The sequence below is a fragment of the Thioalkalivibrio sp. AKL19 genome, from assembly GCF_000420165.1.
GTDB lineage: Bacteria > Pseudomonadota > Gammaproteobacteria > Ectothiorhodospirales > Ectothiorhodospiraceae > Thioalkalivibrio.
Genome location: NZ_ATUK01000014.1, coordinates 282,833 through 308,786, shown reverse-complemented (window position 1 = coordinate 308,786; position 25,954 = coordinate 282,833). Strand labels below are relative to the sequence as shown.

Here is a 25,954-nt window from a genome sequence, read left to right as displayed (position 1 = left end):
CCCACCCTGTAGGAGATTCTATGTCTCTCCACAAGGGATCTTAGGTTGGTAATCGGTCTGATTTTTCATCAGGGCGAAGGCGACGCGGGCCAGCTTTCGAGCCAAGGCGTTCAGTGCCTGGGTCGTCGCCAGGCCACGGTCCAGGCAGCGCTGGTAGTAGTCGCTCCAGGCGGCTTTCGACTTGGCCTGCATCGCGGCCAGATAGAGCAGCCGTCGCAACTCTGGATCGCCCTGTTTGGTGAGTTTGCGCTGCCCCCGTTTCGTGCCGGAGTCGCGTATGCGGACATCCAACCCCAGGAAGGCAACGAACGCATCACCGCTGCGGAAGGCGCCGCGATGGAACGCCATCGTCAAGCCGGTGGCGGTGAGCGGGCCCACACCCTCGATCTGCTGGCAGCGTCGGGCGTGATCCGACCAGCCGGCGCGACCGACCGTCTCGCGCAGCACACGCTGGAGGACAGCGTCCAGCCGACCGATCTCCCGGAGCAGATCCTTCAGATTGGACTGCAGTTCGGGTACGCCTCGCAGGCTCTGCTCCAGCATGACCCGTGCCCGCACCAGCGTGGCACGCCGGCGCAGCAGCTTTTGCAGGGTCCGGTAGCCCTCGGGTGGCGGTGTCCAGGGGCGCAGTTCGTCCTGTTCGCGTTGCAGATAACGCACCAGAAGCCGAGCATCCCCGGCATCGGTCTTGGCCCGGCCACCGATGCTCTCGCGGTAGCGATTGAGGCGATAGCCATTAATCAGATACACCCGGTGGCCCTGATGATGAGCCTCCAGCGCCAGGGCCAAGTGATAGTCGTTGGTGGCTTCCAGGGCAAAGTCGGCCGGACCCTCCAAGCCACGGACCCACCGGCGGATCGCCGGGAGCTCGTTGGGACACGGCTGTGCGGTTTCACCGTCGATGCTGATCCACAACTCGGCCTTGCCGACATCGACCCCGATCCGATGCGTTGCCATCATCACACCTCCCGAGCTAGCTTGGAGTTGTCTGTCGGGGCCTCACCGAACGCTGGCTTGCCATCTATCGTCGGTCCCGTGCCGATCGATTCCTTATCGGCGTTTAAGGTGAGGGGTGGGACGAATTCTCCTACCGTCTGTGCCACAGGCCAGATGCCGGCCTCGTCCCTCCACCCCGACAGACCCTTTCTAGGCCTGCCGGGGTTAAACATACAAGGCCAGCCCTCTGGCCGATTGGGTGTTGGACAGGCTCCATCGGCCAGAGGGCTGGCCTCCTACGGTTCCGGGATTCTGGGCGCGCCCGGGGCCAGCGGGATCAGGTGCTGGGGGTGTTCTTCTCCACCCAGCGCTGGGTGCCGTCGGTGAGGGTCTCGCGCTTCCAGAACGGGGCCTCGTGCTTCAGGCGTTCCAGGATGTCGCTGCAGGCCTCGCGGGCAGCCACGCGGTGGGCCGACCAGGTGGCCACCAGCACCAGGGCATCGCCGGGACGCACGTCGCCCACGCGGTGGGCCACATGGCAGCCGAGCAGCGGCCAGCGTGCCTCGGCCTCGGCGACGATGCGTTCCAGCTCGCGCTCGGTCATCCCCGGGTAGTGCTCCAGGAACAGGCCGGTCACGTCCTCGTCCTCGTTGAAGTCGCGCATGCGGCCGACAAACACGCTGGCCGCGCCGCGCGCATTCGCCGGGATGGCCTGCTCGGCCTGGCGGACGATTTCCCAGGGATCGAAATCGCCGGTGTGGATCTCGACCGACACCCTAGCCCCCGGTCACCGGCGGAAAGTAGGCGACCTCGTCGCCGTCGCGCACCGGGGTCTCCAGGCTGGCCTGCTCCTGGTTCACCGCGGCCATCAGACGTTCCGGCGGGGCCTCCTGGTGCAGGTGCCGCCACAGCTCGCCGACGGTCAGGCTGTCCCCGGGCAGCTCGGCTGCGTCGCCCTGGCGGCCCAGTTCCTCGCGCAGTCGCGCGAAATAGTGAACGTGTACGGTCATTCCGGCCCCTGTAAACATGGCTGCGAGTCAAGCATTATAGCCGTGATGAATGAATTCACTCACTTCGATGCCGAAGGCCATGCGCACATGGTGGATGTCGGCGAAAAGTCCGTCACGCACCGCGTGGCGATCGCCGAGGGCCGCATCCACATGCAGCCGGACACCCTGCAGCGCATCCGCGAAGGCCGCCATGCGAAGGGGGATGTACTGGGCATTGCCCGCGTGGCTGGCATCATGGGGGCAAAAAAGACCGGAGACCTGATCCCGCTTTGTCACCCGATCGGCCTGAGCCGGGTGGCCCTGGAGCTGGAGACGGAAGACACAGCCGTGCGGGTGCAGGCCACCTGCGAGGTGCACGCCCGTACCGGGGTGGAGATGGAGGCGCTGACTGCCGTTTCCACCGCGCTGCTGACGGTCTACGACATGTGCAAGGCCGTGGATCGCGGCATGCAAATTGATGGTGTTCGCCTGCTCGAGAAACGCGGGGGCCGCAGTGGCACCTGGCGGGCCGAACCGAAAGGAGATTCCGAATGAAATGGATCAAGCGCCTGCTGGGCCTGATCGCCGTACTGATTCTGCTGGTCGTTATCGTGGCCGCATATCTGCTGATCACCTTCGATGCCAATGATTACAAGGAGCGCATCGAGGCCGAGGTGCAGGAGGCGACCGGTCGCGAGCTGACCCTCTCCGGGCCGATCGGCCTGACCCTGTTCCCCAGCCTCGGGCTGCGCCTGGAAGAGGTGCGCTTCGGCAATGCCGAGGGCTTTGGCGACGAGCCGTTCGCCGAGGTCGACGTGGTGGATGTCGCTGTGGCGGTGATGCCGCTGCTGCGCCGCGAGCTGGAGGTCCAGCGCGTGGAGGCCGACGGTGTGCGCCTGAACCTGGCACGCGACGAGCAGGGCCGCAACAACTGGGACGACCTGCTCGATCACGCGGGCGCCGCCCGCGACGAGGCCGTGGGTGCGGATGACGACGAGCGCACCACGACCGAGACCCGGCTGGCCCTGCAGCGTATCGACGTGGCCGGAATCTCCCTGACCAATGCCCGGGTGCACTGGGATGATCGCGAGACCGGCATGCAGGCCACCCTGGACCCGTTCGAACTGCAGATCGGGCGCTTCCGCCCGGGCGTCGAGACGCGGCTGGATCTGGAAGCGGTCGTGCGCGCCGAGGGCGGCGATCTGGCCGAACCCGTGGAACTCGCGCTTGACCTCGGCGGGCTGATGAACGTCGACCTGCTCAACGAGCGCTACTCCGTGCGCCGTCTGAACGCCACTCTTGGCCTCGACGGTGGCGGCCTGCCGCGTGCCGTGGGCATGACCCTGGAAACCGATGTCGCCCTGGAGATGGCCGAGGCGATGTCCCTGCGCCTGGAACGCCTGACGCTGGGCGTCTCCGGCGTGCGCATGACCGGGTTTGCCGAACTCTCCGACCTGGGTGGCGAGCAGCCGCAGATCCGTAGCGAGATGCGCACCAACACCTTCAACCTCAAGGACGTGTTGACCGACCTGGGGATGGACGCCCCTGAAACCAGCGATCCGGATGCCCTGGCCCGGGTTGCCCTGGACCTGTCCGCCCATGGCAGCTTCCAGGCGTTGAGCATGGACCCGTTCCTGATCACGGTGGATGACGCCATGCTGAGTGGTTCCGCGGGCTGGGATGGCCGCGGCGAACGCCCGCTGATTACCTTCGATGTCTCCGGCGAACGCCTGAATCTCGACCGCTACCTGCCGCCGGAAGTGGAAGAGGCCCGCACGGAAAACGGCAATGGCGAAGCCGATGAGGATATCGCCATCGAGCTGCCGCTGGAGGCCCTGCGCAGTGTCGATGTGGATGGCAGCGCGGCGCTCGGCCGCCTCGACGTGATGGGCATGGTCCTGCGCAACATCGAGCTGCAGATCCGCGCCGAGGCGGGCGACTGGAATATCCAGCCCCTGGATGCCGCGGCCTACGAGGGCGAGCTGACCAGCCGCCTGCGCCTGGACGCCCGGCACGATGCCCCGCGCTACGAACTGGCGGCCGACCTGCAGGGCCTGGATATCGGCGCCCTGCTGGAGGACTTCCAGGGCGATGATGCGCGGTTGATGGGCATCGGCAACCTGGAACTGGACATCGCCACCCGGGGCGAGCTCCTGAGCGAGCTTAAGGGTGCCCTGAACGGCTCCGGCAACATGCGCTTCGAGGATGGCGCGGTTCGCGGCATCAACGTGGCCCAGATCATCCGCCGGGCCGAGGCGCGCCTGCGCGGCGAGCAGCTGGAGGAAGACGAGCCCAACCAGACCGACTTCAGCGAGCTTGCCGGCAGCTTCACCATCCGCGATGGCGTGGTGCGCAACGAGGACCTGGCGGCCAGCTCGCCCCTGCTGCGGGTGAGCGGCGAAGGCCAGGCCGACCTGAACGACGACACACTCGACTACCGCGTGAACACCACCGTGGTGGGTACACTGGAGGGCCAGGGCGGCCGGGAACTCGATGATCTTCGGGGCGTGAGGCTGCCGATCCGCATCAGCGGCACGTTCACCGACCCGAGCTTCCGTCTCGACCTGGAGGACGCCCTGCGGGACCGCTACGAAGACGAGGTCCGCGAACGCGTGCAAGAGGAAGAGGATCGTGTCCGCGAACGCCTGGACGAGGAAGAGGAGCGCGCCCGCGAGCGCATCGAGCAGGAGTCCGACCGGCTCCTGGATCGCTTCCGCAGTCGCTGATCACCCGCGGCGCCCGCCCCCGGTGCGGGTGCCGCCATGTTCGCTTCGCCCATGAACGCCTTTGCCGAGCGGCTGCTCGCCTGGTTCGATCGCCACGGCCGCACGGACCTGCCGTGGCAGCATCCGCGCACGCCCTATCGGGTGTGGGTCTCCGAGATCATGCTGCAGCAGACCCGGGTGGAGACCGTCGTTCCCTACTTCCTGCGCTTCATGGAGCAGTTTCCCGACGTGCAAAGCCTTGCCACGGCCCCGCAGGACGCCGTGCTGCACCAGTGGTCGGGGCTGGGCTATTACGCCCGTGCACGCAACCTGCATCGGGCCGCGCAGGTGGTGGTCGAGGAACACGGGGGCGTGTTCCCCGCCGAGCGCGAGGGCCTGGAGCAGTTGCCGGGCATCGGCCGTTCCACCGCCGCCGCGATCATCGCTCAGGCGCATGACGCGCCCGAGGCCATCCTGGACGGCAACGCCAAGCGCGTGCTCGCACGCCATGCGGCGATCCACGGCTGGCCCGGCAGCCCCGCGGTCCAGCGTGCGCTGTGGGCCGAGGCCGAGGCGCGCACCCCCGCAACCCGCTGCGCCGACTACACCCAGGCGATCATGGATCTGGGCGCCCTGCTCTGCACCCGCAGCCGTCCCGCCTGTGAGGCCTGCCCGGTGCACGCGGACTGCGGCGCCGCGCAGCAGGGCCTGACCGGCACGTTGCCTTCGCCCCGGCCGCGCCGCGACCTGCCGACCCGTACCCGCTGGGCTGCCTGCCTGCGTGCCCCCGAGGGCATCGCCCTGGTTCAGCGCGAACAGGACGGCATCTGGGGCGGGCTCTACAGCCTGCCCGAGGCCGAAACCGCCGAGGCCCTGGAAGACTGGGTGCTCGTTCAGTGGCCCGGTGCTACCCCGTCCGTTGCCGACCACAGGCTCCAGCACAGCTTCAGCCACTACCGCCTGGATCTGCGCATTCGGCCCTTCGACCTCCCGGCTGGCGCGTGTGGGATCATGGAAGGCGACAGGGTCATTTGGTATAAACCCGGTACTTCACGGGCGGTCGGCATCCCGGCCCCCATCCAGCGTTATCTGCACGACGACAAGGATCCCGGCAATGGCACGAACCGTTAACTGCGTGAAACTCGGCAAAGAGGCGGACGGGCTCGACTTCCCGCCCTATCCCGGCGAGATGGGCAAAAAGATCTACCTGAACGTGTCCAAGGAGGCCTGGCAGGCCTGGTTGAACCACCAGACCATGCTGATCAACGAATACCGCCTGACGCCGGTCGACCCCAAGGCGCGCAAGTTCCTCGAAGAGGAAATGGAGAAGTTCCTGTTCGGTGATGGCTCGGAAAAGCCGGAAGGCTTCGTCGACCCGAACGCCTCCTGAGTCGCGGTATTCCGCGGCTTGTGTCGCTTCGGCGGCCCCGCGCGCTTGACGTGGAGCCGCCGGGCCGCTTTAATACCGCCCTTCGTCCGCAGGACGAATCCCCCCGAAGTATGGCCGGGTAGCTCAGTCGGTAGAGCAGGGGATTGAAAATCCCCGTGTCGGCGGTTCGATTCCGTCCCCGGCCACCATTATCTTTCCCGTAGCACCATCCTCCCCATCAATAAGCGTTGGCCGTGTCTGTGTATGGGCCGTCCGACCTGCGTCGCGTCTGCATGCGCTCAGGTACTTGGTCCGACGTTGAATGTCCTTGAACCGCCTGATGACCTGACGGCTATGCGGCCGATTCATGCTCGACATCCCAGCCCGGGAATACGAGTACGGCGGGGTGGCAGCGCAGTGCCCTTGCCAGGACCTTGGCGCGATCAACACCGAGACGTACACGGTCATTCTCGATGGCCGAAATGGTGGACTGCGGGATGCCGGAAGCATTCGCGAGGTCGTTCTGGCTCATTTCCTGAAGCTCACGCAGGATCCGAACCGACTCGCCAACCGAAACTTCGACCCTTTTCTTTGCCTTGCGATAATCACTCATGTCACGTCCTCCCGTAATCGTGGGGAGTCACCTTCTCGACCTGTATAAGAACCTTGTTCTTCTCCACCCGGTAAATGACGCGGTACTGGAGGTTCAGACGAGACGACCGGAAGCCCTTCCACTTGCCCGATAAAGCTTCGTCGTTGAAGCCCCGAATCTGCCGCAACCCCTGCGGACCGGAGATGGTGACAATGTCCTTCCACTTTTCGTAGCGCTTCTGAACTTCAGCAGGTGCCGCTGCAAGGTTCTTCTCCACCCGCTTGTGCTCATAGACATTCCACATACTAAATAAAGTATGTATACTAAATATGGCATGTCAAGTTCGACATCCCGACGCGGGTTACGAATGCGGCAAGGTGACAGCTAGAAAGGAGCGTTTCCTCTTCTTCTGAGGGCAGTTCAATTCCGTCCCCGGCCACCATTATTTCCCCCTTGTGGCACCATCTTTCCCATGAGCGTTCGCCGTATCCTGCGCATGGGACACCCCGACCTGCGTCGCACCTGCGACCCGGTACCCGAATCCGATTTTGACAGCCCCCGGCTGCACGCCCTGGTGGACGACCTGGTCGACACCATGCACGCCAACGAAGGGCTCGGCCTGGCCGCCGCCCAGGTCGGCGTACCGCAACGCGTCGCCGTGATCGAGATCGAGCCCGGTAACAGCCGCTACCCCGATGCCGTGCCCACCGGCCGCATGGTCCTCGTCAACCCGGCCGTGACCGTGCTCGACCCGACGCCGCAGCGCTACTGGGAAGGCTGCCTCTCCGTACCCGGCCTGCGTGGCGAAGTCGCGCGCCCCCGCCACATCGCCATGGACTACCGCGAGCCGGACGGAACGCCGCGCCATCTGGAGCCCGAAGGCTTTCTCGCCACCGTCTTCCAGCACGAGATCGACCACCTCGACGGCAAGCTCTACATCGACCGCGTCACCGACACCACGCGGCTCGCCTTCCACGACGAATATCGCGAGTTCCACGTCTCGATCTGATGGGCCTTCGGCGTGGACGAACCTGGTAGCATCCGGGGCAGCCTGGATGGAGGAGCCCTGTGGCATCGGTCGAAGGCATAGCGGAACGTTGTGTGGTCTGCGCCATCATCGAGGATGAGCGCGGCAGAATCTTTCTCGCCCGCCGCGCGCCGGATCAGGCGTTGCCTGGCTACTGGGAGTTTCCCGGTGGCAAGACCGAGCCCGGCGAGCCTTTGGAAGCTGCCCTTCGCCGCGAGCTGTTGGAAGAACTGGGGATACACGCCGAGATCGGCGAGGAGATCGGCCGCAGCCTGATCCCCGATTCAGGCGGCGTGGAACTGGTCGCGCTATCCGCCGTTGCCCCCGAGGGCCAACCCCGCCTCACCGTCCACGATCACTGCTTATGGGTCCCATCCGAGAAAGCACACGAACTGGACCTTGCTCCAGCCGATATCCCGTTGCTCCATGCCTTTCTCGAAAGGCAGTGATCATTGCGCGCCATGTCAAACGCAAATGACATAGCAACCCGCTGGTACGGTACCCGGGCAAAAGTGCTGGTCGGTCAGTATGAAGCCGTCCGATTCGAGGCTGTTCACCGATGGCTGCTGCCCCATCTTCCTGAGGCGACTCTCGGGTCAGTTCTCGATGTTGGCGCTGGATCCGGACGCGATGCGGCCGCGTTCGCTGAGCGAGGGTATTCCGTCGTGGCGGTCGAACCAACGGATCTGTTGCGCGAAGAAGCGCAACGGCTGCATCCACATTCCCGCATCGAATGGATTGACGACCGTTTGCCGCATCTGTCTCAGCTGCGAACCGCCGCCTATGAATTTCAGCTAATCCTTCTATCAGCGGTTTGGATGCACGTAGCCCCGGAAGAGCGCGAGAAGAGCCTGGGCACTCTGCTCGGCCTGCTTGCTTCCGATGGGGTCCTCGCTTTCACATTGCGTTTGGCCGAACCCGAGGCGGAGCGCGGCATGTACGGCGTAAGCATGGAGGAGCTCGAGAGCTTGGCTGTGGCTCAGGGATTGCAGGTGATTCATTCGAGCACGAACGAGGATGCTTTGAACCGGAAAGGCATTATGTGGGCTGAGATCGCTTTCCGCCGGGGCGCTAAGATTTGAGCTGGAAGGTGACGCTCATTGGGGCCGAACCTTGGTGTGTGACGTACTCGACTGGACCCATGTATTGAAAGTGCGCTGCTCGACCATCGGGCCCAAGCTTATGGTCACGGACGAACAGATGAATATCGATGCCCTTTTCTCGGTGTTCAATGATTTCCTTTCCACGCCTGCTTTCGGGCGTGGTTTGGTTTTGGCTCTGCCAGTGGAACGTGCGTTCGTCGACGAAATAGTCCAGATACCGGTGGTCTTCCGCTTTTCCTTGCTTGTTCAGCGTTACCAGTAGGATATGGGTTCGAGTCTCCGGCAGGACGATGTGTCCCGATTGCCACGCGCCTGAGGTGTACGTGGCTCCGAAGAGTTCCGCGATCTTCGTGCGCTCGAAATGCTGTCCAATTGCGAGGTCCAATGGATCAAGCACGTCCCGCAGGCGGGCGAAGGTCCGCATCGAACTATCGGCTTCGAGATCCCGGTAAGCAGGGTTGTTGGCTTTAAGGATGTAGCGTCCGTGAGCATCCTTGGTGACTACTCGTAGCAGGTACTGGTTATCCCCAGCCTCGTCTTGTCGTTCGATCGCCATGGTTGAACCGGTCACAGACCCGGCGGACGTGTCGGTCACCCACTCAAGCAGCAAGTAGTCACCATCCTGGATTGGATTCTTACCCCCGTTCATGGAGTCCCCCTGCGCACGGGCGACGAAGTGACGATCGGGGTCGAGGCGACCGTAGCCAGCGGGTACGGCGATGTTCTCTTCACCGTCTCCGCGCGCCACGCGGAAATGGCCGCAAGCAATCTTTAGGTCTGGGTAGAAGGGTAGTTGAGTGTGGCCTTCCTGATGTGGAAAAGGGAGGACGTGCGCTTCGTCAGGACGCTGGTCTGCGGGATCGATCGCAGGGCGGTATTGGGCTAACCGGTAATCCACAAGCTCTTGGACCATTTGGGTGAAGGTGTCGGCTTGCACGCGATCGCCGAGGTCAAAAGTTGGGGTGAACTGATCATGATCAACGATGAACCAGCGCCGTACGTCTGGACCTTGGTCGGCCTTGGTCCAGAAGTGAATTGGATTCTTTCGCCAATACGGGCGCAACTTGGTCACATCCAACCCGTCGGGCCCACGGAGCTCGGGGGGTAAATCGGCCTGCAACTGAGGGCGGCGCCTGAACACCTGGGCTGAGGCGGCCACGAGGTCGTCGATTTTCGCCGCTTCGCGGAATCCATCGAGCTCCAATAGGGCTTCCAGTAGAACCATCTTGTACGACCGGTTCAGCTTGGTAACTTCGGCTTCGCGCAGGAAGTCGCCATGAGCTGTCACGCACTCCATTTCGCTATCAGACAAGTCACCATGGTCGGCGAGGAACTGCCACCAACTGCCGCTTTGCTGCCGCAAAGCTTGCATGGAAAGACCCGCCCGATAAGCCTCAGCCGCGGTTGGTCGACGCCCGAGCGAGGCTTTGAGGTTCTCGTAGCGCTCATGGGCCGCCTGTGGCTGGAGCCGTTCCAGGAAATCGAGAAACGCGAGATCGTAGTTCACGAAACAGCCAGAGGGTAGGTCCAGCGTACCCTCCCTGGCTCGTTCCACTAGCTCTTGTAGTTCTCTCCCAGTGTCACCTACCTGGAACAGGGCACGAGGGCGGTTCAGAAAGGCTCGATGGTTGCCAATAAAGTCGAGTACTACCAGGTGTTCCTTGCCTGCTTCGGGGGCCTTGCGGAGCCCGCGCCCAAGCTGCTGGAGGAATAGGACTGGGGATTCCGTCGGTCGAAGCATCATCACGGTGTCCACGACAGGAACATCAATCCCCTCGCTAAACAGGTCCACCGAGAACACTACCTTTGTCTGACCGGTTTTCAGTCGCTCTAGCGCTTCTTCTCGGCTCATTGTGGAACCCGCGTGAACCGAGAGTGCTGCGACCCCCTGACGAGAAAACTCTTCTGCCATGAAGTCTGAATGGCGTCGGGAGGCGCAAAACGCGAGTGTGCGTTGGCCCGCTTTGTGTCTCCATTCACGCAAGTTATGTCGGGCGCGCGCGGCCGTCGCGAACTGGTTCTCTACCGCCTGTTCATCGAAACGACCGTTGCGCCAGGGGATTTGCTTGTAGTCAACGGAATCGTCGTGGATTCCGTAATAGTGAAACGGGCAAAGTAGGCCGGCGCGAATCCCGGCAAACAGGTCCGTAGTCTGTACCAGGTTGTCATCGCACAGTGCGAGGATGTTGGCCTGGTCCGCTCGTTCAGGCGTTGCTGTGAGTCCTAGGAGGAACCGGGGCCCGAAATGCTGTAACACCCGCCGATAGGTCGCGGAAGCTGCGTGGTGAAATTCATCCACCACGATGTAGTCGAAGGCATCTGGTGCGAACCGTTCCAGGTGTTCCTCCCGGTGTAGTGTCTGAACCGAGGCGAACAGCATGGTTGCATCTGTGTCGCGAACGTCGCGGCGATACCGGCCTACGTGCGCCTGCGGAAAGACCCGTTGGAAAGTCGCCTCTGCTTGAAGCAGGATTTCTTCTCGGTGAGCAACGAATAGCACTCGGGTTGCTTGGCACTGCTGTGCGTCGAAGGCTGCGAGGTACGTCTTCCCGAGACCTGTTGCCATTACCACTAGCCCACGCTCGTATCCCTCGGCACGGGTCTGTGCGAGGGCTTCCAGGGCTTCTTGCTGAGGTTGGGTGGGGTCAGGAGGAGGAAACTCTGGATCATCGCTTCCGGGTGCGACCCGCGGGCGCTCGGTCGGCCTGCGTTGTTCGTAGGCATCAACCCATGCATATTCCAATGGCCGCGTACGTGGGTGCCAAAAAACCTCCCGAAAGGCTTCTCGGATTTCGTCCAGGCGATTGGAGCCACCATCGACCGATGCCTCTGCTTCCACCCGGTAGTTCCATTCGATTCCTCGAGTTAGCGCTTCGTGGCTGATGTTGCTCGACCCGACGAAGGCTTCTCCATCTTGGCCGGCACTGCGGAGGAATAAGTATGCCTTGAGGTGAAAGCTCCGCTTGTCGGACTCGTACACGCGCACATCTGCGCCACGCTCAGCGAGAAGAAGAAGCTGTCGCAAGGCCTGGGGGTCGGTGACGCCAAGATAATCGCTGGTAACGATGCGAAGAACAGCGGGCCGGGCGCCATCGCAGCGCTCCACCAGTGCCTCGAAGATCAGGTTGAGGCCTGAGGATTTAATAAAGGCGACAGCTAGCTCGATTTCGTCTGCATGACGGATTGCAGCTAGGAGCCGGGGAAGAAACGGGTCGCGTTCACCGCCGCGGACTAGCCGGCGTACGTCGGTCTCTGCACGTTTGGGTTGTGCGCTCGAAGTCACGGTCGGATCGGTCTCCCCCTAAACCGAAAACCAGGATAGCACGCGTTTTATCAGGTTCTTCCGGTGGATATCCGGTCCCCGCTGTGGAAAGCCCAAGCGCTTTCTTGCATCGCTTTACCAGCTGTCTTCTGTTCCCTCGCGAGGGCGTGGCGGACAATGAGGCCGAGCTCGGTGGCCAGGCGATCGAGCTCGCCCAGCGCTTCTGTTTGCAGTGGATCAATCCGGTTCGAGATGTCCAGCCAGACCCTGTTCATAAAGCATCCTTGCGGTTTCGATGTTCCGTTCGTGTCCGCTCGCCAGTAGTTCGGCATAGACGAGCAGGCGGGGCGCCAGGTCCGGTGCGTCTGTGTTGCACTCCGGGGGCCAGAAGCTCTTGTGGAGCTCGATATTTCCTGTCGGGTCCTTGCGCAGGCCGAAGGTGGCCAGTAGAGGGGCTGGGGCCATTCGCGTGTGAATGGAGATGCGTTCCGGGACCAGGTAGCTGGTGAGTCGCGCGGCCGCCACTTCACCACCCCAGGCGGCTTCGAACGGGGCCAGGTCGGCGTCCTGCCACCACTCCGGGTCGGCCGCGCGGTAACGCCCGAGGAAGGTTTTCGGCCGCAGTTGTTCGGGGTAGGCGAGGGTCCAGCGCTCGATCAGGGTTGGGTAGTTGTGCAGTCGCCGTGTGCGTCGGCTGGTTTCCAGGAGATAGCCCTGGTCCCGCAGTGCATGCAGCGTTCGGCTGGCGCTCCCCAGTGACACGCCGGCGGCCTCGGCGATTTCCCGATAGGTGGAGCTCACGAGATGTGGAGCGCAAAGCAGGGCGAACACGATGCGCAGCCCGGCGCCCTGAAAGGCGGCGTGCGCCGCGGGTGCGGGATCCGGATATTCCATGGCCGCACGCTTGTTGCCCTTGATGAAGACATAAACTGGCGGGGCGTTGATGTACGCGTTGCCGGCGAGGTCCAGAAAGCCGATGTCCATGTCACGCAGGCGGTCGGCCATCTTCGGGTTCACGTATTCGCTGATGATCAGTGCGGGCCATTCGGGATCGAGCCGGTTGGCGGTCAGCCCCAGTTCGACTGGAGTGAGCCGAGGCAGGACGTGGACTTCAAAGCACCGGTTAGTGTGTTCCGGGGCGACGCGCAGGAATGCGGACCGGTCTCCCGCCCGAGCCGTGCTTCCGCGGGCGGGTGCGCGTTCAATTTGCGGCCGTAGTCCCGTCTCGCGCTCCAGGCGCTCGTATGCCTGCTGCAGAAGCGGATGTGCCGCGAGGATTTCGTCAGTCGGGCGCATTCGTTCAGTATTAGTCTTTGTTCAATTCGGTTGAACATAGGCCTAAATGGAACAAAAATCAAAGTCCGGATTGTTTGTACGGTGAGGAACGGGATGTTTCCCGGCGTGGAGTGATGGATTGGTGTTGCGCCGGTGGCGAGAGCGTCGGGGTTTACCCGCGAATCTTCAGGCCTTGCCTTTTGCCCCGTCGGTTATCGGACGGGGCCGCGATTTCCAGGGAGATGTTAGTGCTCAGGCGGTCTCTAGTGACGTCTTCTGCTCCCAGGCGAGGGCGTGGCGGACGATGAGGTCGAGGTCGGCGTATTGCGGTTCCCAGGCGAGGGTCTGGCGGATGCGGCGGGCGTCGGCCATCAGGGCGGGCGGGTCGCCTTCGCGACGCGGGCCGAGCGTGACGTGGAAGTCGACGCCGCTGGCGCGTTTCACGGCGTTGAGGACCTCGAGCACGCTGTAGGCGTGGCCGTAGCCGCAGTTGAGCACCTGCGAGTTGCCGCCACCGTCGAGGTGTTCCAGGGCGCGGACGTGAGCGGCGGCGAGGTCCTCGACGTGGATGTAGTCGCGTTCGCAGGTGCCGTCGCCGGTGGCGTAGTCGGTGCCGAACACGGTGATCCCGTCGCGCTGGCCGGTCGCGGCCTGGCAGGCGACCTTGATCAGGTGCGTGGCGTCCGGCGTGGCCTGGCCGAGACGGCCTTCGGGGTCGGCGCCGGCCACGTTGAAGTAGCGCAGGCTGACATAGCGCAGGTCGGAGGCGGCGCCCAGATCCATCAGCATGCGCTCGGACATCATCTTGGAGGCGCCGTAGGGGTTGATCGGCCGCAGGGGTGCGTCCTCCGCGACCGAGACGGTGTCGGGGATGCCGTAGACGGCGGCGGTGGAGGAGAACACGAAGTAACGCACGCCGGTGGCGGCACAGGCCTCCAGCAGGTTGAGCGTGTTGCGGGTGTTGTTGCCGTAGTATTTGAGCGGGTCGGTGACCGATTCCGGAACGATGATGTGCGCGGCAAAGTGGAGTACGCCGTCGAAGCCGCGTTCGAGTGTTTCCCGCAGGCGCCCGGTATCCGCCAGGTCGCCGACGACCAGCTCGGCATCCCCCACGGCCCATGCGTGCCCGGTGCTGAGGTTGTCGTACACGGTGACGTCGTGCCCGCCCCTGCGCAGATGCCGCAGTACATGGCTGCCGATGTATCCGGCGCCGCCCGTTACCAGCAGATTCATCCGTTGCCCCCGGTTGTGATGGGTTGGGGCTGGCGGGCCGCGTCAGGGGTCCGGCGGTGCCGGGCGACGACCGTATTGCCAGCGATACCACAGAATACCGAGGTACTCGTGCATGGCGAGCCAGCTGGTGCGCATGGCGTTAGCCTGGGGTTTGAAGGCGCCTAACGAGAGGCGCGTGTCGTGGGCGACGAAGGCGCCGGTCGGGGCCGGGATGGGCTGCAACCCCGCGCGTTCGAAGGCCGCTGTGGCGCGCGGGAGATGGTGCGCGTGCGTGACGAGCAGGACGCGCTGCAGGCCGCGTTCCCGCAGCAACGCGGCCGAATTCCGGGCGTTTCCTTCCGTGTCGCGTGCCCGCGTCTCCTGCCACACCGGCGTAACGCCGAACTCCTCGAGGACCTCGGCCATCCAGCGGGCTTCCGGTTCCCGGTCCTCGGGGCCGCCGCCGGTGGCGACGACCGGGAGGCCGGTGCGCCGATGCAGGGCGGCGGCGTAGCGCAGGCGCACCAGGGCCAGGTCGTTGACCGTCTCACCGGAGAATTCCACGGCACCGCTGCGATAGCCGGCGCCGAGGACGACGATGGCTTCGGCTTGCTCCAGCTCGGTGCTGCCGGGTGGCGAGTAGGCTGCTTGCAGCGGTGCCATGAGGGCGTGGCTCACGGGCGGGATGCTGAAGGCGTAGGTCAGTAGAAGCCCGCCGGTCAGCAGCGCCTTGCCCGTCACGGTCCGGTACAGGAGTAGGCCTGCCAGGGCCAGGAGGAGGGGACCGCTGGGTGGGAGCAGCAGCCAGTCGGCCAGGAAACGGAGCGAAAGGAAATCCACGGTAAACCCCTGTTCGGCGGAGTGGGCGACCCGGCTTTCGCCGTAACGCGAACGTTAGTCCCGGAGCGCGGGCAATGAAGGCCTTACATGGACTCTGTTCATAACCGGGGCCTAACATCAAGTTGCTTGTGGAATCCGGCATTCCCGGTAAGCGTAGCCAGTTGCCGCGGCCTTTGGGGTGCGGCGCGGGCCCCGTTCCCGGTCGGGTGAAGCCTCCAACAACCGTCAGATTTTCCTAGGGGGAGTCGTGATGTCCCTGATCAATGCTCCAAAGGCCGGGTCGAAGTCCGGGCCAAGGTTCGGCTTCGTCATCCTGCTGCCGGCCATGCTGCTGGCTGGCTGTGCCACGACGGATTACCCGGAGGCCCCGACCTCCATCGAACGCACGGTGATCGAGCAGTACATCATCGGTCCCGGCGACTCCCTGCAGGTGGCCGTGCGCGGCAACCCGGATCTCTCCACCAGTGTGGCGGTGCGGCCCGACGGGCAGATCACGACCCCGCTGGTCGAGGATGTTCAGGCCAGCGGCCAGACGCCCACGGAGCTGGCGCGCGCGATGGAGGAAGAGCTTTCCCGCTTCCTGCGCGATCCGATCGTGACCGTGATCGTGACTGGCTTTGCCGGGCCCTATAACCGCCAGGTCCGGGTGATCGGGCAGGCCGCGGAGCCGCAGGCGCTGCAATACCGCGAGGACATGAGCGTGATGGACGTGATGATTGCCGTGGGCGGTATCACGGACTTCGCGGCGGGCAATCGCGCGGTGATCGTGCGCCACGAGAACGGCGAGCGCCAGCAGTACCGCGTACGCCTGGACGATCTCGTTAACGGCGGCGATATCTCGGCCAACGTGGACATGCTGCCCGGCGACACGTTGATCATTCCGGAACGACGCTTCTGACGACCCCGGGCGGGTTGCGTTGTGTCCCGGGCGGGCTTGAGGGTCCGTCCGGGGGCAACCACTCCCAGGCAACGGGATCGGGGACGGTGGTAATGGATCCCCTGACAAGGACGAACAAACCCCCTGTGCACGCGCCTCGGCGAGGGGGCTAGCCGTGCGCATCTTTGGCCACTACATTCGCCGCCGCGTCCTGATGCTCGCGGCCGCGGAGTTGTTGGTCGCGTATCTGTGCCTGTATCTGGTGTTGAGCCTGCCTCCCTTCCAGCCGGAGGCCCTGAGCCTGCTGGATCCCGAATTGATGGCGGCGACGCTGATCGTCCTGGTGGTCCTCACCCTGGCCGGGCTGTACGAGTCCGATTACCTCGCGACCCGCAGCATCCCGCGGTCCCTGCTGCGCCTGGTCCCGGCGATCCTGGTGGTTGGCGGGGTGCTGCTGGCCTACGGCGCCATCGTGCCGGCGGCGCTGTTCTCGCCGACGGCCGTGGGTGGCGGCGTGCTGCTGTTGCTGACCGGCCTGGTCGCCGAGCGCACCCTCTGGTGCAACTTTTCCGAGGCGGATGCGTTCAAGCGCCGGGTCCTGGTACTGGGTACCGGGAGTCGGGCCTGCGCGATCGAGACCATCCATCCGGACAAGCCGCCCGAAGACCTGCCGTACCGGGTTCTCGGATACATCGCGACCGACGGCGAGAAGGATTGCCCGCTGGGCCATGGGTATCCCCTGCAGCTCGGGCCGGACGCGAGTCTGCTGGACCTGGCGCGCGAGTACCGGGCGCACGAGATCGTGGTCGCGATCCGCAATCGCCGCGGTAACCTGCCGATCCGGCAGTTGCTCGAGTGCAAGCTGAATGGAGTGGCCGTTACCGACCTGTCGAGCTTTTTCGAGCGCGAACAACAGCGGGTGCAGCTGGATTCACTGAATGCCAGCTGGCTGATCTTCGGCGAGGGCTTCCGGCAGCACTGGACGCGCAGCGCCGTCAAGCGGACGTTCGATGTGTTGGCCAGCGCCACCCTGCTGCTGGCAACCCTGCCGGTGATGCTGGCGACGGCCCTGGCCGTCAAGCTGGAGAGTCGCGGCCCGGTGTTCTACTGGCAGACCCGCGTGGGGCTGGGAAATGTACCGTTCGAGGTCTGCAAGTTCCGCAGCATGCGCGAGGATGCCGAGATGGATGGCGTCGCGCGCTGGGCCGTGTCCGACGACGATCGCATTACCCGCGTGGGGCGCATCATTCGCAAGCTGCGCATCGACGAACTGCCGCAGGTGATCAACGTATTCGAGGGCAGCATGTCGTTTGTCGGGCCGCGCCCGGAGCGTCCGATGTTCGTCGAGCAGCTGACCGAGGAGATCCCCTATTTCCCGGCGCGCCACACCATCCGGCCGGGCATCACCGGCTGGGCCCAGGTGCGGTATCCCTACGGGGCCTCGGTCGAGGATGCACGGCAGAAACTGCAGTACGACCTGTACTACGTGAAGAATCACACCCTGTTTCTGGACATCCTGATCCTGTTCGAGACGGTCAAGGTCGTATTGTTCGGACGCGGTGCCCGCTGATATCGCGATGATGAGTGTTCCCCTTGCCGCGATCAGCTATCTGACGGCGGCGCTTGCGTTCCTGATCCTGGCGGTCGTGACCCTGGTGCGCTGGCGTAACCGGCCTTCGGGCCTCTGGGTGGTGCTTGCCGCGCTGTTGTCGGTGGCATGGGCCGGGTATCTGGCCTTTCTCGCCTGGCACTACGGCACCAGCGCCGCGCTCTCCGGTGGCGTGATGGAGGTGGCGCGCAATGCGGGCTGGTTTGCGCTGCTGCTGGCCCTGCTGGCGGGCAGCGGGAGTCGCCCCGGAGTCGAGCCGCGGGCGTTGCGCGGATGGGCCAGCGCGGTCGCGGCCTTCCTGCTGTTCATGCTGGTGCCGATGCTGTGGCCGCAGTTGCTGGGTGCGATCTGGCCCGGGCTCGCAACCCTGTTGATGGCGATTGCCGGGCTCGTGCTGGTGGAGCAGGTCTACCGCAACACGCCGCCGCAGAATCGCTGGGAGATCAAGTTCCTGTGCCTGGGGCTGGGTGGCCTGTTCGCGTTTGATCTGTTCCTGTTCGCGGACCTGGTCCTGTTCCAGACGATCGACAGCCCGTCCTGGCAGGCCCGCGGGTTCGTCAACGCCCTGGTCGTCCCGTTGCTGGCGGTGGCGATGAGCCGGCGTTTGCCCCAGCGCGAGGGGCCCACGGTTTCCCGCCACCTGCTGTTTCACACCGCGTCGCTGTTCGGGGCCGGACTTTATCTGCTGGCGGTCGGGGGTGCGGGCTACTATCTGCGCCACCACGGGGGCGAACTGGGCGCGTTACTGCAGGTCACCCTTTTGTTCGGGGCCGTCCTGCTGCTGGCGATCGTGCTCTTTTCCGGCAGCGTGCGTGCCCAGTTGCGTGTCTGGCTGGCCAAGCACTTCTTCAACTACCGCTACGACTACCGCCAGGAGTGGCTGCGCTTTACCGGCACCCTGGCACAGACGGATCACGAGACCCCGTTCCGGCAGCGGGCCATCCAGGCCATCGGCGAACTGGTCGAAAGCCCCGGGGGGTTGCTCTGGGTCCGGCGGGACGATGGCACCTTTGCCCTCGACGGGGTGCTGAATCTGGGCGAGCCGGAGTACCCGGCGCTGGAACCGGACGACCCGCTCGTGGTGTTTCTGACGCAGTCCGGATGGGTCATCGACATCGACGAGTTTCGCCGTGATCCGGCGTTCTATCACGGGCTCGTGTTACCGGACTGGCTGGTCGAGAACCCGCGCCACTGGGCGGTGGTGCCGTTGCTGAAAAGTGACGGCCTGGAGGGCTTTGTCGTGCTCGCCCAGCCACGCGCGCGACACCGCATCGACTGGGAGGAGCGCGACCTGCTGAAGACCGCGGGCCGCCAGCTGGCGGTCTACGTGGCTCTGGTGCAGACCGACGAGGCATTGCTGGAGGCACGCCAGTTCGAGACCTTTCACCGGCTGGCGGCGTTTCTGGTCCACGACCTCAAGAATGTCTCGGCCCAGCTGTCCCTGATCAGTGCCAACGCCGAGCGCCACCGCGACAACCCCGAGTTCGTGGCGGATGCCTTCCGTACCGTCGGCCATGCACGTGACCGCCTGGAACGCACCCTGGCCCAGCTGCGCAAGGCGCAGCCGGGTGCCGACAGCCCGCGTCAGTCCATCCAGATGGATACCCTGCTGGACGAGGTTGCCCGTGACAGCGGCGAGGTTCGGCCGCTGCCGAGGGTGTCGATCGAGGCGCCGGCGGAAGTCCTCGGAAACCGCGATGCACTGCGGAATGTGCTGCTGCACCTGGTGCGTAATGCACAGGAGGCTACAGCGGATAACGGCGATATAACCTTGACCCTGAAAACCCGGGACCAATGGGCCATCATCGAAATCGAGGATAACGGGGCGGGGATGGACGAGGACTTCGTTCGTCGGCGGCTGTTCCGCCCGTTCCAGACCACCAAGGGAAACGCCGGCATGGGCATTGGCCTGTACGAGGCCCGGGACCTGGTGGTCCGGATGGGTGGGCGGATCGATGTATCCAGCCGCGTTGGCGAAGGTACCGCCTTCACGCTGCGCCTGCCGCAGTACGCCACATGATCATCCTTCGTGCCGTTCACCATCACGTCCTCCCGGGGCCGGGTACAAAGTAATGGAGTCGATGCTCAAGCTTCTGATTGTCGAGGATGACGCAGGCCTGCAAAGCCAGTTGCGCTGGTGCCTGGACGGCTACGAGATCCTCCAGGCCCAGGATCGTGCCAGCGCAATGGCTCACATGCGCCGGCACGAGCCCGAGTTGATCACGCTGGATCTCGGCCTGCCACCGGATCCCGCCAACGCCACCGAGGGCCTCGCGCTGCTGGAGGAGATCCTGGCGTTCAATCCCGGTGCCAAGGTGATCGTGGTCACCGGAAACGACGATCGCGAGAACGCACTGAAGGCCGTCGCGCTGGGTGCCTACGACTTCTACATCAAGCCCGTGGACGCCGAGCTTCTGCGGCTGATCGTGGATCGCGCCGCGCGCCTGTACGAACTCGAGGACGAGAATCGCCGCCTGGCCCGGGGCAGCACCTCTTCGTTGTCCGGGATCATCACGTCGGACCCGCGCATGCTGCAGGTCTGCCGCATGGTGGAGCGTGTGGCGCCCTCCGATGCGACCGTACTGCTGCTGGGCGACAGCGGAACCGGCAAGGAGGTCCTGGCACGCGCCGTCCACGATTTCAGCAACCGCGCCAGGGAACGGTTCGTCGCGATCAACTGCGCGGCCATCCCGGAAAACCTCCTGGAAAGCGAACTGTTCGGCTACGAGAAGGGCGCCTTTACCGGCGCCACCCGCCAGACCATCGGCAAGATCGAGCACGCCGACAAGGGCACCTTGTTCCTGGACGAGATCGGCGACCTGCCGCAGAGCCTGCAGGCCAAGCTCCTGCGCTTCCTGCAGGAGCGCACCGTCGAGCGCCTGGGTGGGCGCAACGAGATCCCGGTGGACGTGCGCATCATCGGCGCCACCAATCAGGACCTCCAGGCCCTGATCAAGGAGGGCGACTTTCGCGAGGATCTTTTCTATCGCATCAGCGAGATCGCGATCGAGATTCCGCCGGTGCGCGAACGCCCGGGTGACGCAACCCTGCTCGCGCACGCGCTGCTGGAACGCTTTGCCCGCGAGCAGGGCAAGCCGCGCCGCGGCTTCACCGCCGACGCGCTGCGGGCGATCGAGAACCACAACTGGCCCGGTAACGTGCGCGAGATGGAGAACCTGATCCGGCGTGCCGTGATCATGGCCGACGGCAACCTGGTGACCGCGGAAGACCTCGGCCTCCAGGACCGGGACCACGACGCGCCACCGGAACGTCTGCGCGAGGCCCGGGACCGGGCCGAATACCAATCCGTAATCAAGGCGATGGGCCGCTGTAACGGCAACATCGCCCAGGCGGCCGACACGCTCGGCATTACCCGTCCAACGCTCTACGGCCTGCTCGACAAGTACGGGCTTAGATGAGGAGCACCATGGTGACTACCCGATACACAGAACAAGGCCCCGGGCTTGCCCGGCCCCGTCACAGCCGTATGCCGAATGGACGGCTCAAGCCACTGGCCCTGGCCGTGGTGCTGGCCACCGGTGTGGGCCTGGCGGGCTGCGACCAGATCGGGTCGGCCAGCGAACAGGATTACCTCGAACGTGCCCAGGCCCTGCAGGAGCAGGGTGACTACCGCGGTGCCCGCATCGAGTACCGCAATGCCCTCCAACTGAACACCGATGCCCCCGCCACACGGCGGCACCTCGGGGTGGTGTACCTGCAACTGGACAACCCCGAGGAGGCCCGCCGTCAGCTGGAGCGGGCGCAGTCGCTCGGGATCCCGGAGGCGCAGGTCACGCTGCCCCTGGCCGAGGCCTGGTTCGCACTTGATCATTTTGGACGCATCCGCGCACAGGAGGTGCCGGAGGATCTGGCGGCCGAGGAGCGGCCGCGGCTGCATGCGTTGCGTGCCGTCGCATTCGCGGCGGTCGGTGAACGCGACGCGGTGGAAGGCGAGCTGGCGGGGCTCGGCGCGGGCGAACAGGAGCCGTTGCAGGCCCTGGCGCGTGCCCATCTGTCGATGGCCGACGGCGATGCCGAAAGCGCGATCGCGTCCCTGGAACAGGCGCTCGACCTGGAGCCCGGGCTGGGGCAGGCCTGGAGCCTGCTCGGCGAGTTTCGCCGCATAACCGGCGACCTGGAGGGTGCGGAAGAGGCCTTCAGCCGGGCCATCGAGGTACGCCCGGTCTCGGGTCGCGATCACATGGCGCGTGCGATGGTGCGCCTGAACACCGGTGACCACGAGGGTGCCCGGGCGGATGTGGACGGCCTCAAGCAGGGCGGCTCGTCCCATCCGGGCGTGCATTATCTGGACGGAATGCTCCTGATGCAGCAGGAGCGCCATGGCGAGGCGCGGGCGAGTTTCGAACAGGCGCTGGCGGGCAATCGTGCCTACAGTCCGGCGCTGCTGGGCCTCGGGCTGGCGCACCGCAGTCTGGGCAACCTGGAGCAGGCCGAACACAACCTCAACCGTCATGTGCAGGAGAGCCCGGGATCGCTGCAGGGTATCCGCACGCTGACCGCGATCTATCTCGAGCAGGAGCGTGTGGAAGACGCACTGCAGTTCGTGGAGCGGGTGAGCCGCGACTACACCGGCGACCCGGCCGACATGGCCGAACTGCGCGGGCGGTTGTTGCTGGTTGCCGGCGATTCCGACGCCGGGATCGAGGCCTTGCGTGACGCCGCAGCCTCGAGTCCGGGATCACAGGGCCTGCAGGAGCTCCTGGCGGTGGCCCTGCTCCGGGGCGGCGAGACCGAGGAAGGTCTGGAGGCCCTGCGCTCCGCCGGCGGCGGCGAGGCCTCGGTCCAGCAGGCGGATACCACCATGGTGCTGTACCTCTTGCAGATGGGGCGCTATGACGAGGCACTGGAGCGCGCCCAGCGCCTGCAGGAATTGCAGCCGCAAGCGGCAGGACCGTTGAGTCTGCAGGGGGCTGCCCTGATGGGGCTGGGGCGAATCGACGAGGCCCGGGCAGCCTTCCGCGAGGGCGTCGCGCTGGACCCGGATGACCTCTCCGTGGCGATGAACCTGGCCGGCCTGGAGCTCCAGGCCGGCAATCGGGGGGCGGCACGCGAGGTCCTGGAGGGTATCCAGGAACGCCATCCGGGACATGCCCGGTCGGCGGAGCGGCTGGCCAACATGAGCCTGCAGGATGGTGATCATCAGGGCGCGGCCCGCTGGTTGCGGGTGACCATTGACTCCCAGCCCGGCATGCTGCCCCCGCATCTGATGATGGCCCAGATCCAGCTCCAGGGGGGGCAGACGGAGCAGGCCCTGGAGACGCTCCTGGCAGCCCGCGAACATCACCCCGGAAATCCCGACCTGCTGTACGCGCTGGCGGATGTCCAGCAGACGCTCAACCGTCCCGATGCCGCTGTCGCAAGCCTCGAGGAGGCCGTCGAACAGGCACCGGACAATGTGAACCTCCGCCTGGCTCTGGCCCGCGCGCATGCGCAGGCGGGCGACGAGGGCGCGACCGAGGCCACGCTCCGCGAGCTTTTGGAGCGGCAGCCGGACCACTACCGGGCACGCGTGCTCCTGGCCCGTGGTCTCCTCAATCAGGAGCGTACCGACGATGCCCGGCCCCACCTGCAGCGTCTGGCGGAGCGTTTCGAGGACCGTGGCGAGGTCCAGGCCCTGCTGGGCCGCGCGGCCCTGCAGCGGGATGACCCCACAGCTGCCGTGGAGCACTACCGGGCGGCCCTGGAGGACGCGGGTAACCAGCGCCGGGACTGGGTGCACGAGCTGGCCCGGGCCCAGCGCGAGTCCGGCAATGTCGAGGCCGGCCAGGCCACGCTGGCAGACTGGCTCGACGACCACCCGCAGGACCTGGCGACCCGTCACATCTACGCGGCGCAGCAGATGGCCACGGGCGACACGTCCGGCGCCGTGGTGTCGTACCGCGAGATTGTCGAGCAGGATGGCGACGACGTGATCGCGCGCAACAATCTGGCATGGGCGCTGCGCGAGAGTGATACCGGGGAGGCCCTGGAACATGCCCGCCGCGCTGCCGAACTGGCACCGGAGGCGCCCCCGGTACTGGATACCCTCGGCGTGGTTCTGATCCATGCCGGCGAGGCAGCCGAGGCTGCGGAAATCCTCGGTCGTGCCAGTGAGCTGGCACCGGACAATGCGGGTATCCAGTATCACCTGGCCTGGGCGGAAAGCGAGCGGGGCCAGAACGACGCCGCTGCCGAGCGTCTGCGCCGGCTGCTGGATACGCATGACCAGTTCCCCGAACGGGCGGACGCCGAGGCCCTGCTCGATCGGCTGTAAGCCCGGCGCGCCAGGGCCGCAGACAAGGGGGCTCGTCCCCCTTGCTTGCGGACGGGGCTGCTCCGTTGTGGTGGCTGCGAGCGATCGGTGGTCCACCCACCGGTACAGGAGAACCGGATCCGTTACCGCTGGAGGTCGTATTGCCGGCGCCGATCCCTGGTGGATGTGTCCGAGGCGTTGTGCGCGCGAGGCGCGCTCCAGCGGAAAGACAATACTGGCCCGGGGTGGCCGGGGCGACCCCCGTCGTGGCCGACCCCGAAAACGGCGAGGCGGTGAACCGGGATCTTCTCGGGCCCCTGTACGGCCGCGTTGCCGGCATGCGTCATTCGCGATTGCCGGAGGGCTGTGTGCGTGACACACCGGGGCGGACATCCCGGCCCTGGTTGATTTCCCGCAGTGTGGGGTAGAACGCGTCCAGCGGGACGGACTGGCCGTGGCTGGCGACGATGCGGGCGTGGAAACGTTCCAGTTCGCGGGGCTCGCGGACGCCACAGGAGTGCGCGATCACCTCGACCTCGTGGATGGTGTTGCGGACGTAGTGGGCGACGCGCACCGACTTGTGGGCCGGGTCCAGGCCCTGCTGAAGGCGGGGGTTGTGGGTGGTGATGCCGGTGGGGCAGGTGTCCTTGTTGCACTGCATGGACTGGATGCAGCCGAGGGCGAACATGAAGCCGCGCGCGGACACCGCGAAATCGGCCCCCACGCACAGCGCCCAGGCGACGTCGGTTGGGGTCACCAGCTTGCCCGAGGCGATCACCCGGACCCGCTCGCGCAGCCCGTAGCGCTCCAGGATGTCGATGACCATCGGCAGGCTCTCGCGCAGCGGCAGCCCCATGCTGTCCATCAGTGCTCCGGGGGCCGCGCCGGAACCGCCGTCCGCTCCGTCCACGGTCACGAAGTCGGGTGCGAAAGCGGTGCCGCGTTCGAGGATCTCCCGGCACAGGGTCTCCAGCCAGCCGTAGGCGCCGACCACGAACTTGATACCGGTCGGTTTGCCGGTGGTTGTGCGCACCTCCGTGATCAGGTCCAGCAGGTCCGGGATGCTGTCGACCTCGACGTGACGGTTGGGGCTGATGGAGTCGAGCCCGACCGGGATGCCGCGAATCCGCGCGACCTTCTCGGTCACCTTGCGCCCCGGCAGCAGGCCGCCCTTGCCGGGCTTGGCCCCCTGGCTCAGCTTGATCTCGAACATGCGCACCGGCGCCAGGGCGGCCACCTCCCTTAGCCGGTCATGATCCAGGCGGCCGTCCGGGGTTCGCACCCCGTACTTGGCTGTGCCGATCTGGAACACGAGATCGCATCCGGCCTCCAGGTGGTAGGGCGAAAGTCCCCCTTCGCCAGTGTTGAGCCAGCAGCCGGCTCGGGCGGCACCCTGTGAGAGGGCTTGCACCGCGGGTTTGGAGATGGCCCCGTAGCTCATGCCGGAGATATTGAACAGCGAGGGTGCCGCGTAGGGATGGGAGCAGTGCGGGCCGATGACCAGGGGTTCACTGGTGGCCGCGTCGGTCGCCAGGGTGGGGAAGGGACAGTTGACGAAGAACACCGAGCCAGTGGGCGTGAGGTCGCGTGTGGAGCCGAAGCTCGCGGTGGTATCCAGATCCTTCGCGGCGCGGTAGACAAAGCTGCGCTGGGCGCGGTTGAAGGGCAGCTCTTCGCGGTCCATGGCAAAGAAGTACTGGCGAAAGAACTTGCACGAGGTGCTCCAGGAGGTAGCGCAGCCGCCCGATGACGGGATAGTTGCGGCGGATCGCCTGGGTTCGCTGGGTCCGGTCGATCGCGTAGAGCACCATCAACGCGGCGATGATGCTGCCCACCACGAAGATGAACAGCAGCGACATGAATTCCATCAGGCCCATCAGCCAGCCGGACTGTCCCATGGGGGCC

22 protein-coding genes and 1 tRNA gene are annotated in these 25,954 nt (G+C 65.4%); 13 read left to right on the top strand and 10 right to left on the bottom strand.

The genetic code is table 11. From position 1 onward, the window contains the following. Positions 1 to 18: 18 nt before the first annotated feature. From F817_RS0111160 to moaD, 3 genes are all read right to left on the bottom strand, one after another. Positions 19 to 960 carry an IS110 family transposase gene (locus tag F817_RS0111160; RefSeq protein WP_018167930.1) on the bottom strand — a complete coding sequence of 314 codons (942 nt, stop codon included), beginning with the start codon at positions 958 to 960 and terminating at the stop codon, positions 19 to 21. 313 nt (positions 961 to 1,273) lie between these two features. Next, positions 1,274 to 1,711, bottom strand: a complete 438-nt coding sequence (locus F817_RS0111155; RefSeq protein WP_024327730.1) for a molybdenum cofactor biosynthesis protein MoaE — start codon at positions 1,709 to 1,711, stop codon at positions 1,274 to 1,276. Between the two features lies 1 nt (position 1,712). Continuing rightward, on the bottom strand, positions 1,713 to 1,946 hold the full coding sequence (gene moaD / locus F817_RS0111150; RefSeq protein WP_017940560.1) for a molybdopterin converting factor subunit 1: 234 nt from the start codon (positions 1,944 to 1,946) through the stop codon (positions 1,713 to 1,715). A gap of 45 nt (positions 1,947 to 1,991) precedes the next feature. Here moaD and moaC point away from each other — a divergent pair, with 45 nt between their 5' ends. The 5 genes from moaC (at position 1,992) to F817_RS0111125 (ending at position 6,208) form a co-directional block, all read left to right on the top strand. Then, positions 1,992 to 2,480: a cyclic pyranopterin monophosphate synthase MoaC gene (gene moaC / locus F817_RS0111145; protein WP_024327729.1), complete on the top strand. Its 489-nt coding sequence runs from the start codon at positions 1,992 to 1,994 to the stop codon at positions 2,478 to 2,480. Beyond that, a complete protein-coding gene (locus F817_RS0111140; RefSeq protein ID WP_024327728.1) occupies positions 2,477 to 4,651 on the top strand; it encodes an AsmA family protein in 2,175 nt (724 codons plus the stop codon). Before moaC ends, F817_RS0111140 begins: the two co-directional genes overlap by 4 nt. A 51-nt stretch (positions 4,652 to 4,702) precedes the next feature. After that, positions 4,703 to 5,761 carry an A/G-specific adenine glycosylase gene (mutY, locus tag F817_RS0111135; RefSeq protein ID WP_024327727.1) on the top strand — a complete coding sequence of 353 codons (1,059 nt, stop codon included), beginning with the start codon at positions 4,703 to 4,705 and terminating at the stop codon, positions 5,759 to 5,761. After that, complete coding sequence (locus tag F817_RS0111130) at positions 5,745 to 6,020, top strand: oxidative damage protection protein (RefSeq protein ID WP_024327726.1); 276 nt, start codon at positions 5,745 to 5,747, stop codon at positions 6,018 to 6,020. The genes mutY and F817_RS0111130 overlap by 17 nt, the downstream gene beginning before the upstream one ends. Before the next feature lie 112 nt (positions 6,021 to 6,132). Further along, positions 6,133 to 6,208, top strand: a tRNA-Phe gene (locus tag F817_RS0111125). A gap of 143 nt (positions 6,209 to 6,351) precedes the next feature. Here the strand turns inward: F817_RS0111125 and F817_RS0111120 are convergent. Both F817_RS0111120 and F817_RS0111115 read right to left on the bottom strand, forming a co-directional pair. Further along, entirely contained in the window at positions 6,352 to 6,612 is a 261-nt protein-coding gene (locus F817_RS0111120; RefSeq protein ID WP_018863440.1) for a helix-turn-helix domain-containing protein, read from the bottom strand. A gap of 1 nt (position 6,613) precedes the next feature. Next, complete coding sequence (locus F817_RS0111115) at positions 6,614 to 6,895, bottom strand: type II toxin-antitoxin system mRNA interferase toxin, RelE/StbE family (protein ID WP_024327725.1); 282 nt, start codon at positions 6,893 to 6,895, stop codon at positions 6,614 to 6,616. 168 nt (positions 6,896 to 7,063) lie between these two features. Between F817_RS0111115 and def the strand changes: the two genes are divergently transcribed. Genes def through F817_RS14325 form a run of 3 tightly spaced genes read left to right on the top strand, consistent with a single transcriptional unit; the run spans position 7,064 to position 8,700 of the window. Then, positions 7,064 to 7,600 carry a peptide deformylase gene (def, locus tag F817_RS0111110; RefSeq protein ID WP_024327724.1) on the top strand — a complete coding sequence of 179 codons (537 nt, stop codon included), beginning with the start codon at positions 7,064 to 7,066 and terminating at the stop codon, positions 7,598 to 7,600. A 59-nt stretch (positions 7,601 to 7,659) separates the two neighbouring features. Then, positions 7,660 to 8,067, top strand: a complete 408-nt coding sequence (locus F817_RS0111105; protein ID WP_024327723.1) for a (deoxy)nucleoside triphosphate pyrophosphohydrolase — start codon at positions 7,660 to 7,662, stop codon at positions 8,065 to 8,067. A gap of 12 nt (positions 8,068 to 8,079) precedes the next feature. Then, a complete protein-coding gene (locus tag F817_RS14325; RefSeq protein WP_081644493.1) occupies positions 8,080 to 8,700 on the top strand; it encodes a bifunctional 2-polyprenyl-6-hydroxyphenol methylase/3-demethylubiquinol 3-O-methyltransferase UbiG in 621 nt (206 codons plus the stop codon). Here the strand turns inward: F817_RS14325 and F817_RS0111095 are convergent. From F817_RS0111095 to F817_RS0111080, 4 genes are all read right to left on the bottom strand, one after another. Beyond that, positions 8,690 to 12,004, bottom strand: a complete 3,315-nt coding sequence (locus F817_RS0111095; RefSeq protein ID WP_024327721.1) for a DUF3427 domain-containing protein — start codon at positions 12,002 to 12,004, stop codon at positions 8,690 to 8,692. The two genes, F817_RS14325 and F817_RS0111095, sit on opposite strands and share 11 nt — an antisense overlap. Before the next feature lie 216 nt (positions 12,005 to 12,220). Next, complete coding sequence (locus F817_RS0111090) at positions 12,221 to 13,279, bottom strand: type IV toxin-antitoxin system AbiEi family antitoxin (RefSeq protein ID WP_024327720.1); 1,059 nt, start codon at positions 13,277 to 13,279, stop codon at positions 12,221 to 12,223. Between the two features lie 231 nt (positions 13,280 to 13,510). Next, on the bottom strand, positions 13,511 to 14,491 hold the full coding sequence (gene galE, locus F817_RS0111085; protein WP_024327719.1) for a UDP-glucose 4-epimerase GalE: 981 nt from the start codon (positions 14,489 to 14,491) through the stop codon (positions 13,511 to 13,513). Positions 14,492 to 14,533: 42 nt separating this feature from the next. Continuing rightward, positions 14,534 to 15,310, bottom strand: a complete 777-nt coding sequence (locus F817_RS0111080) for a YdcF family protein (RefSeq protein ID WP_024327718.1) — start codon at positions 15,308 to 15,310, stop codon at positions 14,534 to 14,536. Between the two features lie 250 nt (positions 15,311 to 15,560). Here F817_RS0111080 and F817_RS0111075 point away from each other — a divergent pair, with 250 nt between their 5' ends. From F817_RS0111075 to prsT, 5 genes are all read left to right on the top strand, one after another. Beyond that, positions 15,561 to 16,208 carry an XrtA/PEP-CTERM system exopolysaccharide export protein gene (locus F817_RS0111075; protein ID WP_024327717.1) on the top strand — a complete coding sequence of 216 codons (648 nt, stop codon included), beginning with the start codon at positions 15,561 to 15,563 and terminating at the stop codon, positions 16,206 to 16,208. Between the two features lie 154 nt (positions 16,209 to 16,362). Further along, entirely contained in the window at positions 16,363 to 17,757 is a 1,395-nt protein-coding gene (locus tag F817_RS0111070) for a TIGR03013 family XrtA/PEP-CTERM system glycosyltransferase (RefSeq protein ID WP_024327716.1), read from the top strand. Between the two features lie 7 nt (positions 17,758 to 17,764). Continuing rightward, positions 17,765 to 19,816 carry an XrtA/PEP-CTERM system histidine kinase PrsK gene (prsK, locus tag F817_RS0111065; RefSeq protein ID WP_024327715.1) on the top strand — a complete coding sequence of 684 codons (2,052 nt, stop codon included), beginning with the start codon at positions 17,765 to 17,767 and terminating at the stop codon, positions 19,814 to 19,816. A 61-nt stretch (positions 19,817 to 19,877) separates the two neighbouring features. Then, positions 19,878 to 21,215, top strand: coding sequence for a PEP-CTERM-box response regulator transcription factor (gene prsR / locus F817_RS0111060; RefSeq protein ID WP_024327714.1), 1,338 nt, complete (start codon positions 19,878 to 19,880; stop codon positions 21,213 to 21,215). A gap of 68 nt (positions 21,216 to 21,283) precedes the next feature. Beyond that, positions 21,284 to 24,070 (top strand): XrtA/PEP-CTERM system TPR-repeat protein PrsT, encoded by a 2,787-nt coding sequence (gene prsT, locus F817_RS0111055; protein WP_051132343.1) that lies wholly within the window; start codon positions 21,284 to 21,286, stop codon positions 24,068 to 24,070. A 322-nt stretch (positions 24,071 to 24,392) separates the two neighbouring features. Here the strand turns inward: prsT and F817_RS13805 are convergent, their stop codons facing one another. Beyond that, on the bottom strand, positions 24,393 to 25,733 hold the full coding sequence (locus F817_RS13805; protein ID WP_231369407.1) for an FMN-binding glutamate synthase family protein: 1,341 nt from the start codon (positions 25,731 to 25,733) through the stop codon (positions 24,393 to 24,395). Positions 25,734 to 25,954 lie beyond the last annotated feature (221 nt).

What these genes read in the sequence shown, in the direction of transcription:
- F817_RS0111160 (WP_018167930.1), bottom strand. Translation starts at nt 960, where the DNA reads ATGATGGCAACGCATCGGATCGGGGTCGATGTCGGCAAGGCCGAGTTG.
- moaD (WP_017940560.1), bottom strand. Translation starts at nt 1,946, where the DNA reads ATGACCGTACACGTTCACTATTTCGCGCGACTGCGCGAGGAACTGGGC.
- moaC (WP_024327729.1), top strand. Translation starts at nt 1,992, where the DNA reads ATGAATGAATTCACTCACTTCGATGCCGAAGGCCATGCGCACATGGTG.
- F817_RS0111140 (WP_024327728.1), top strand. Translation starts at nt 2,477, where the DNA reads ATGAAATGGATCAAGCGCCTGCTGGGCCTGATCGCCGTACTGATTCTG.
- mutY (WP_024327727.1), top strand. Translation starts at nt 4,703, where the DNA reads ATGAACGCCTTTGCCGAGCGGCTGCTCGCCTGGTTCGATCGCCACGGC.
- F817_RS0111130 (WP_024327726.1), top strand. Translation starts at nt 5,745, where the DNA reads ATGGCACGAACCGTTAACTGCGTGAAACTCGGCAAAGAGGCGGACGGG.
- F817_RS0111120 (WP_018863440.1), bottom strand. Translation starts at nt 6,612, where the DNA reads ATGAGTGATTATCGCAAGGCAAAGAAAAGGGTCGAAGTTTCGGTTGGC.
- F817_RS0111115 (WP_024327725.1), bottom strand. Translation starts at nt 6,895, where the DNA reads ATGTGGAATGTCTATGAGCACAAGCGGGTGGAGAAGAACCTTGCAGCG.
- def (WP_024327724.1), top strand. Translation starts at nt 7,064, where the DNA reads ATGAGCGTTCGCCGTATCCTGCGCATGGGACACCCCGACCTGCGTCGC.
- F817_RS14325 (WP_081644493.1), top strand. Translation starts at nt 8,080, where the DNA reads ATGTCAAACGCAAATGACATAGCAACCCGCTGGTACGGTACCCGGGCA.
- F817_RS0111090 (WP_024327720.1), bottom strand. Translation starts at nt 13,279, where the DNA reads ATGCGCCCGACTGACGAAATCCTCGCGGCACATCCGCTTCTGCAGCAG.
- galE (WP_024327719.1), bottom strand. Translation starts at nt 14,491, where the DNA reads ATGAATCTGCTGGTAACGGGCGGCGCCGGATACATCGGCAGCCATGTA.
- F817_RS0111075 (WP_024327717.1), top strand. Translation starts at nt 15,561, where the DNA reads ATGTCCCTGATCAATGCTCCAAAGGCCGGGTCGAAGTCCGGGCCAAGG.
- prsK (WP_024327715.1), top strand. Translation starts at nt 17,765, where the DNA reads ATGATGAGTGTTCCCCTTGCCGCGATCAGCTATCTGACGGCGGCGCTT.
- prsR (WP_024327714.1), top strand. Translation starts at nt 19,878, where the DNA reads ATGCTCAAGCTTCTGATTGTCGAGGATGACGCAGGCCTGCAAAGCCAG.
- prsT (WP_051132343.1), top strand. Translation starts at nt 21,284, where the DNA reads ATGCCGAATGGACGGCTCAAGCCACTGGCCCTGGCCGTGGTGCTGGCC.
- F817_RS13805 (WP_231369407.1), bottom strand. Translation starts at nt 25,733, where the DNA reads ATGGACCGCGAAGAGCTGCCCTTCAACCGCGCCCAGCGCAGCTTTGTC.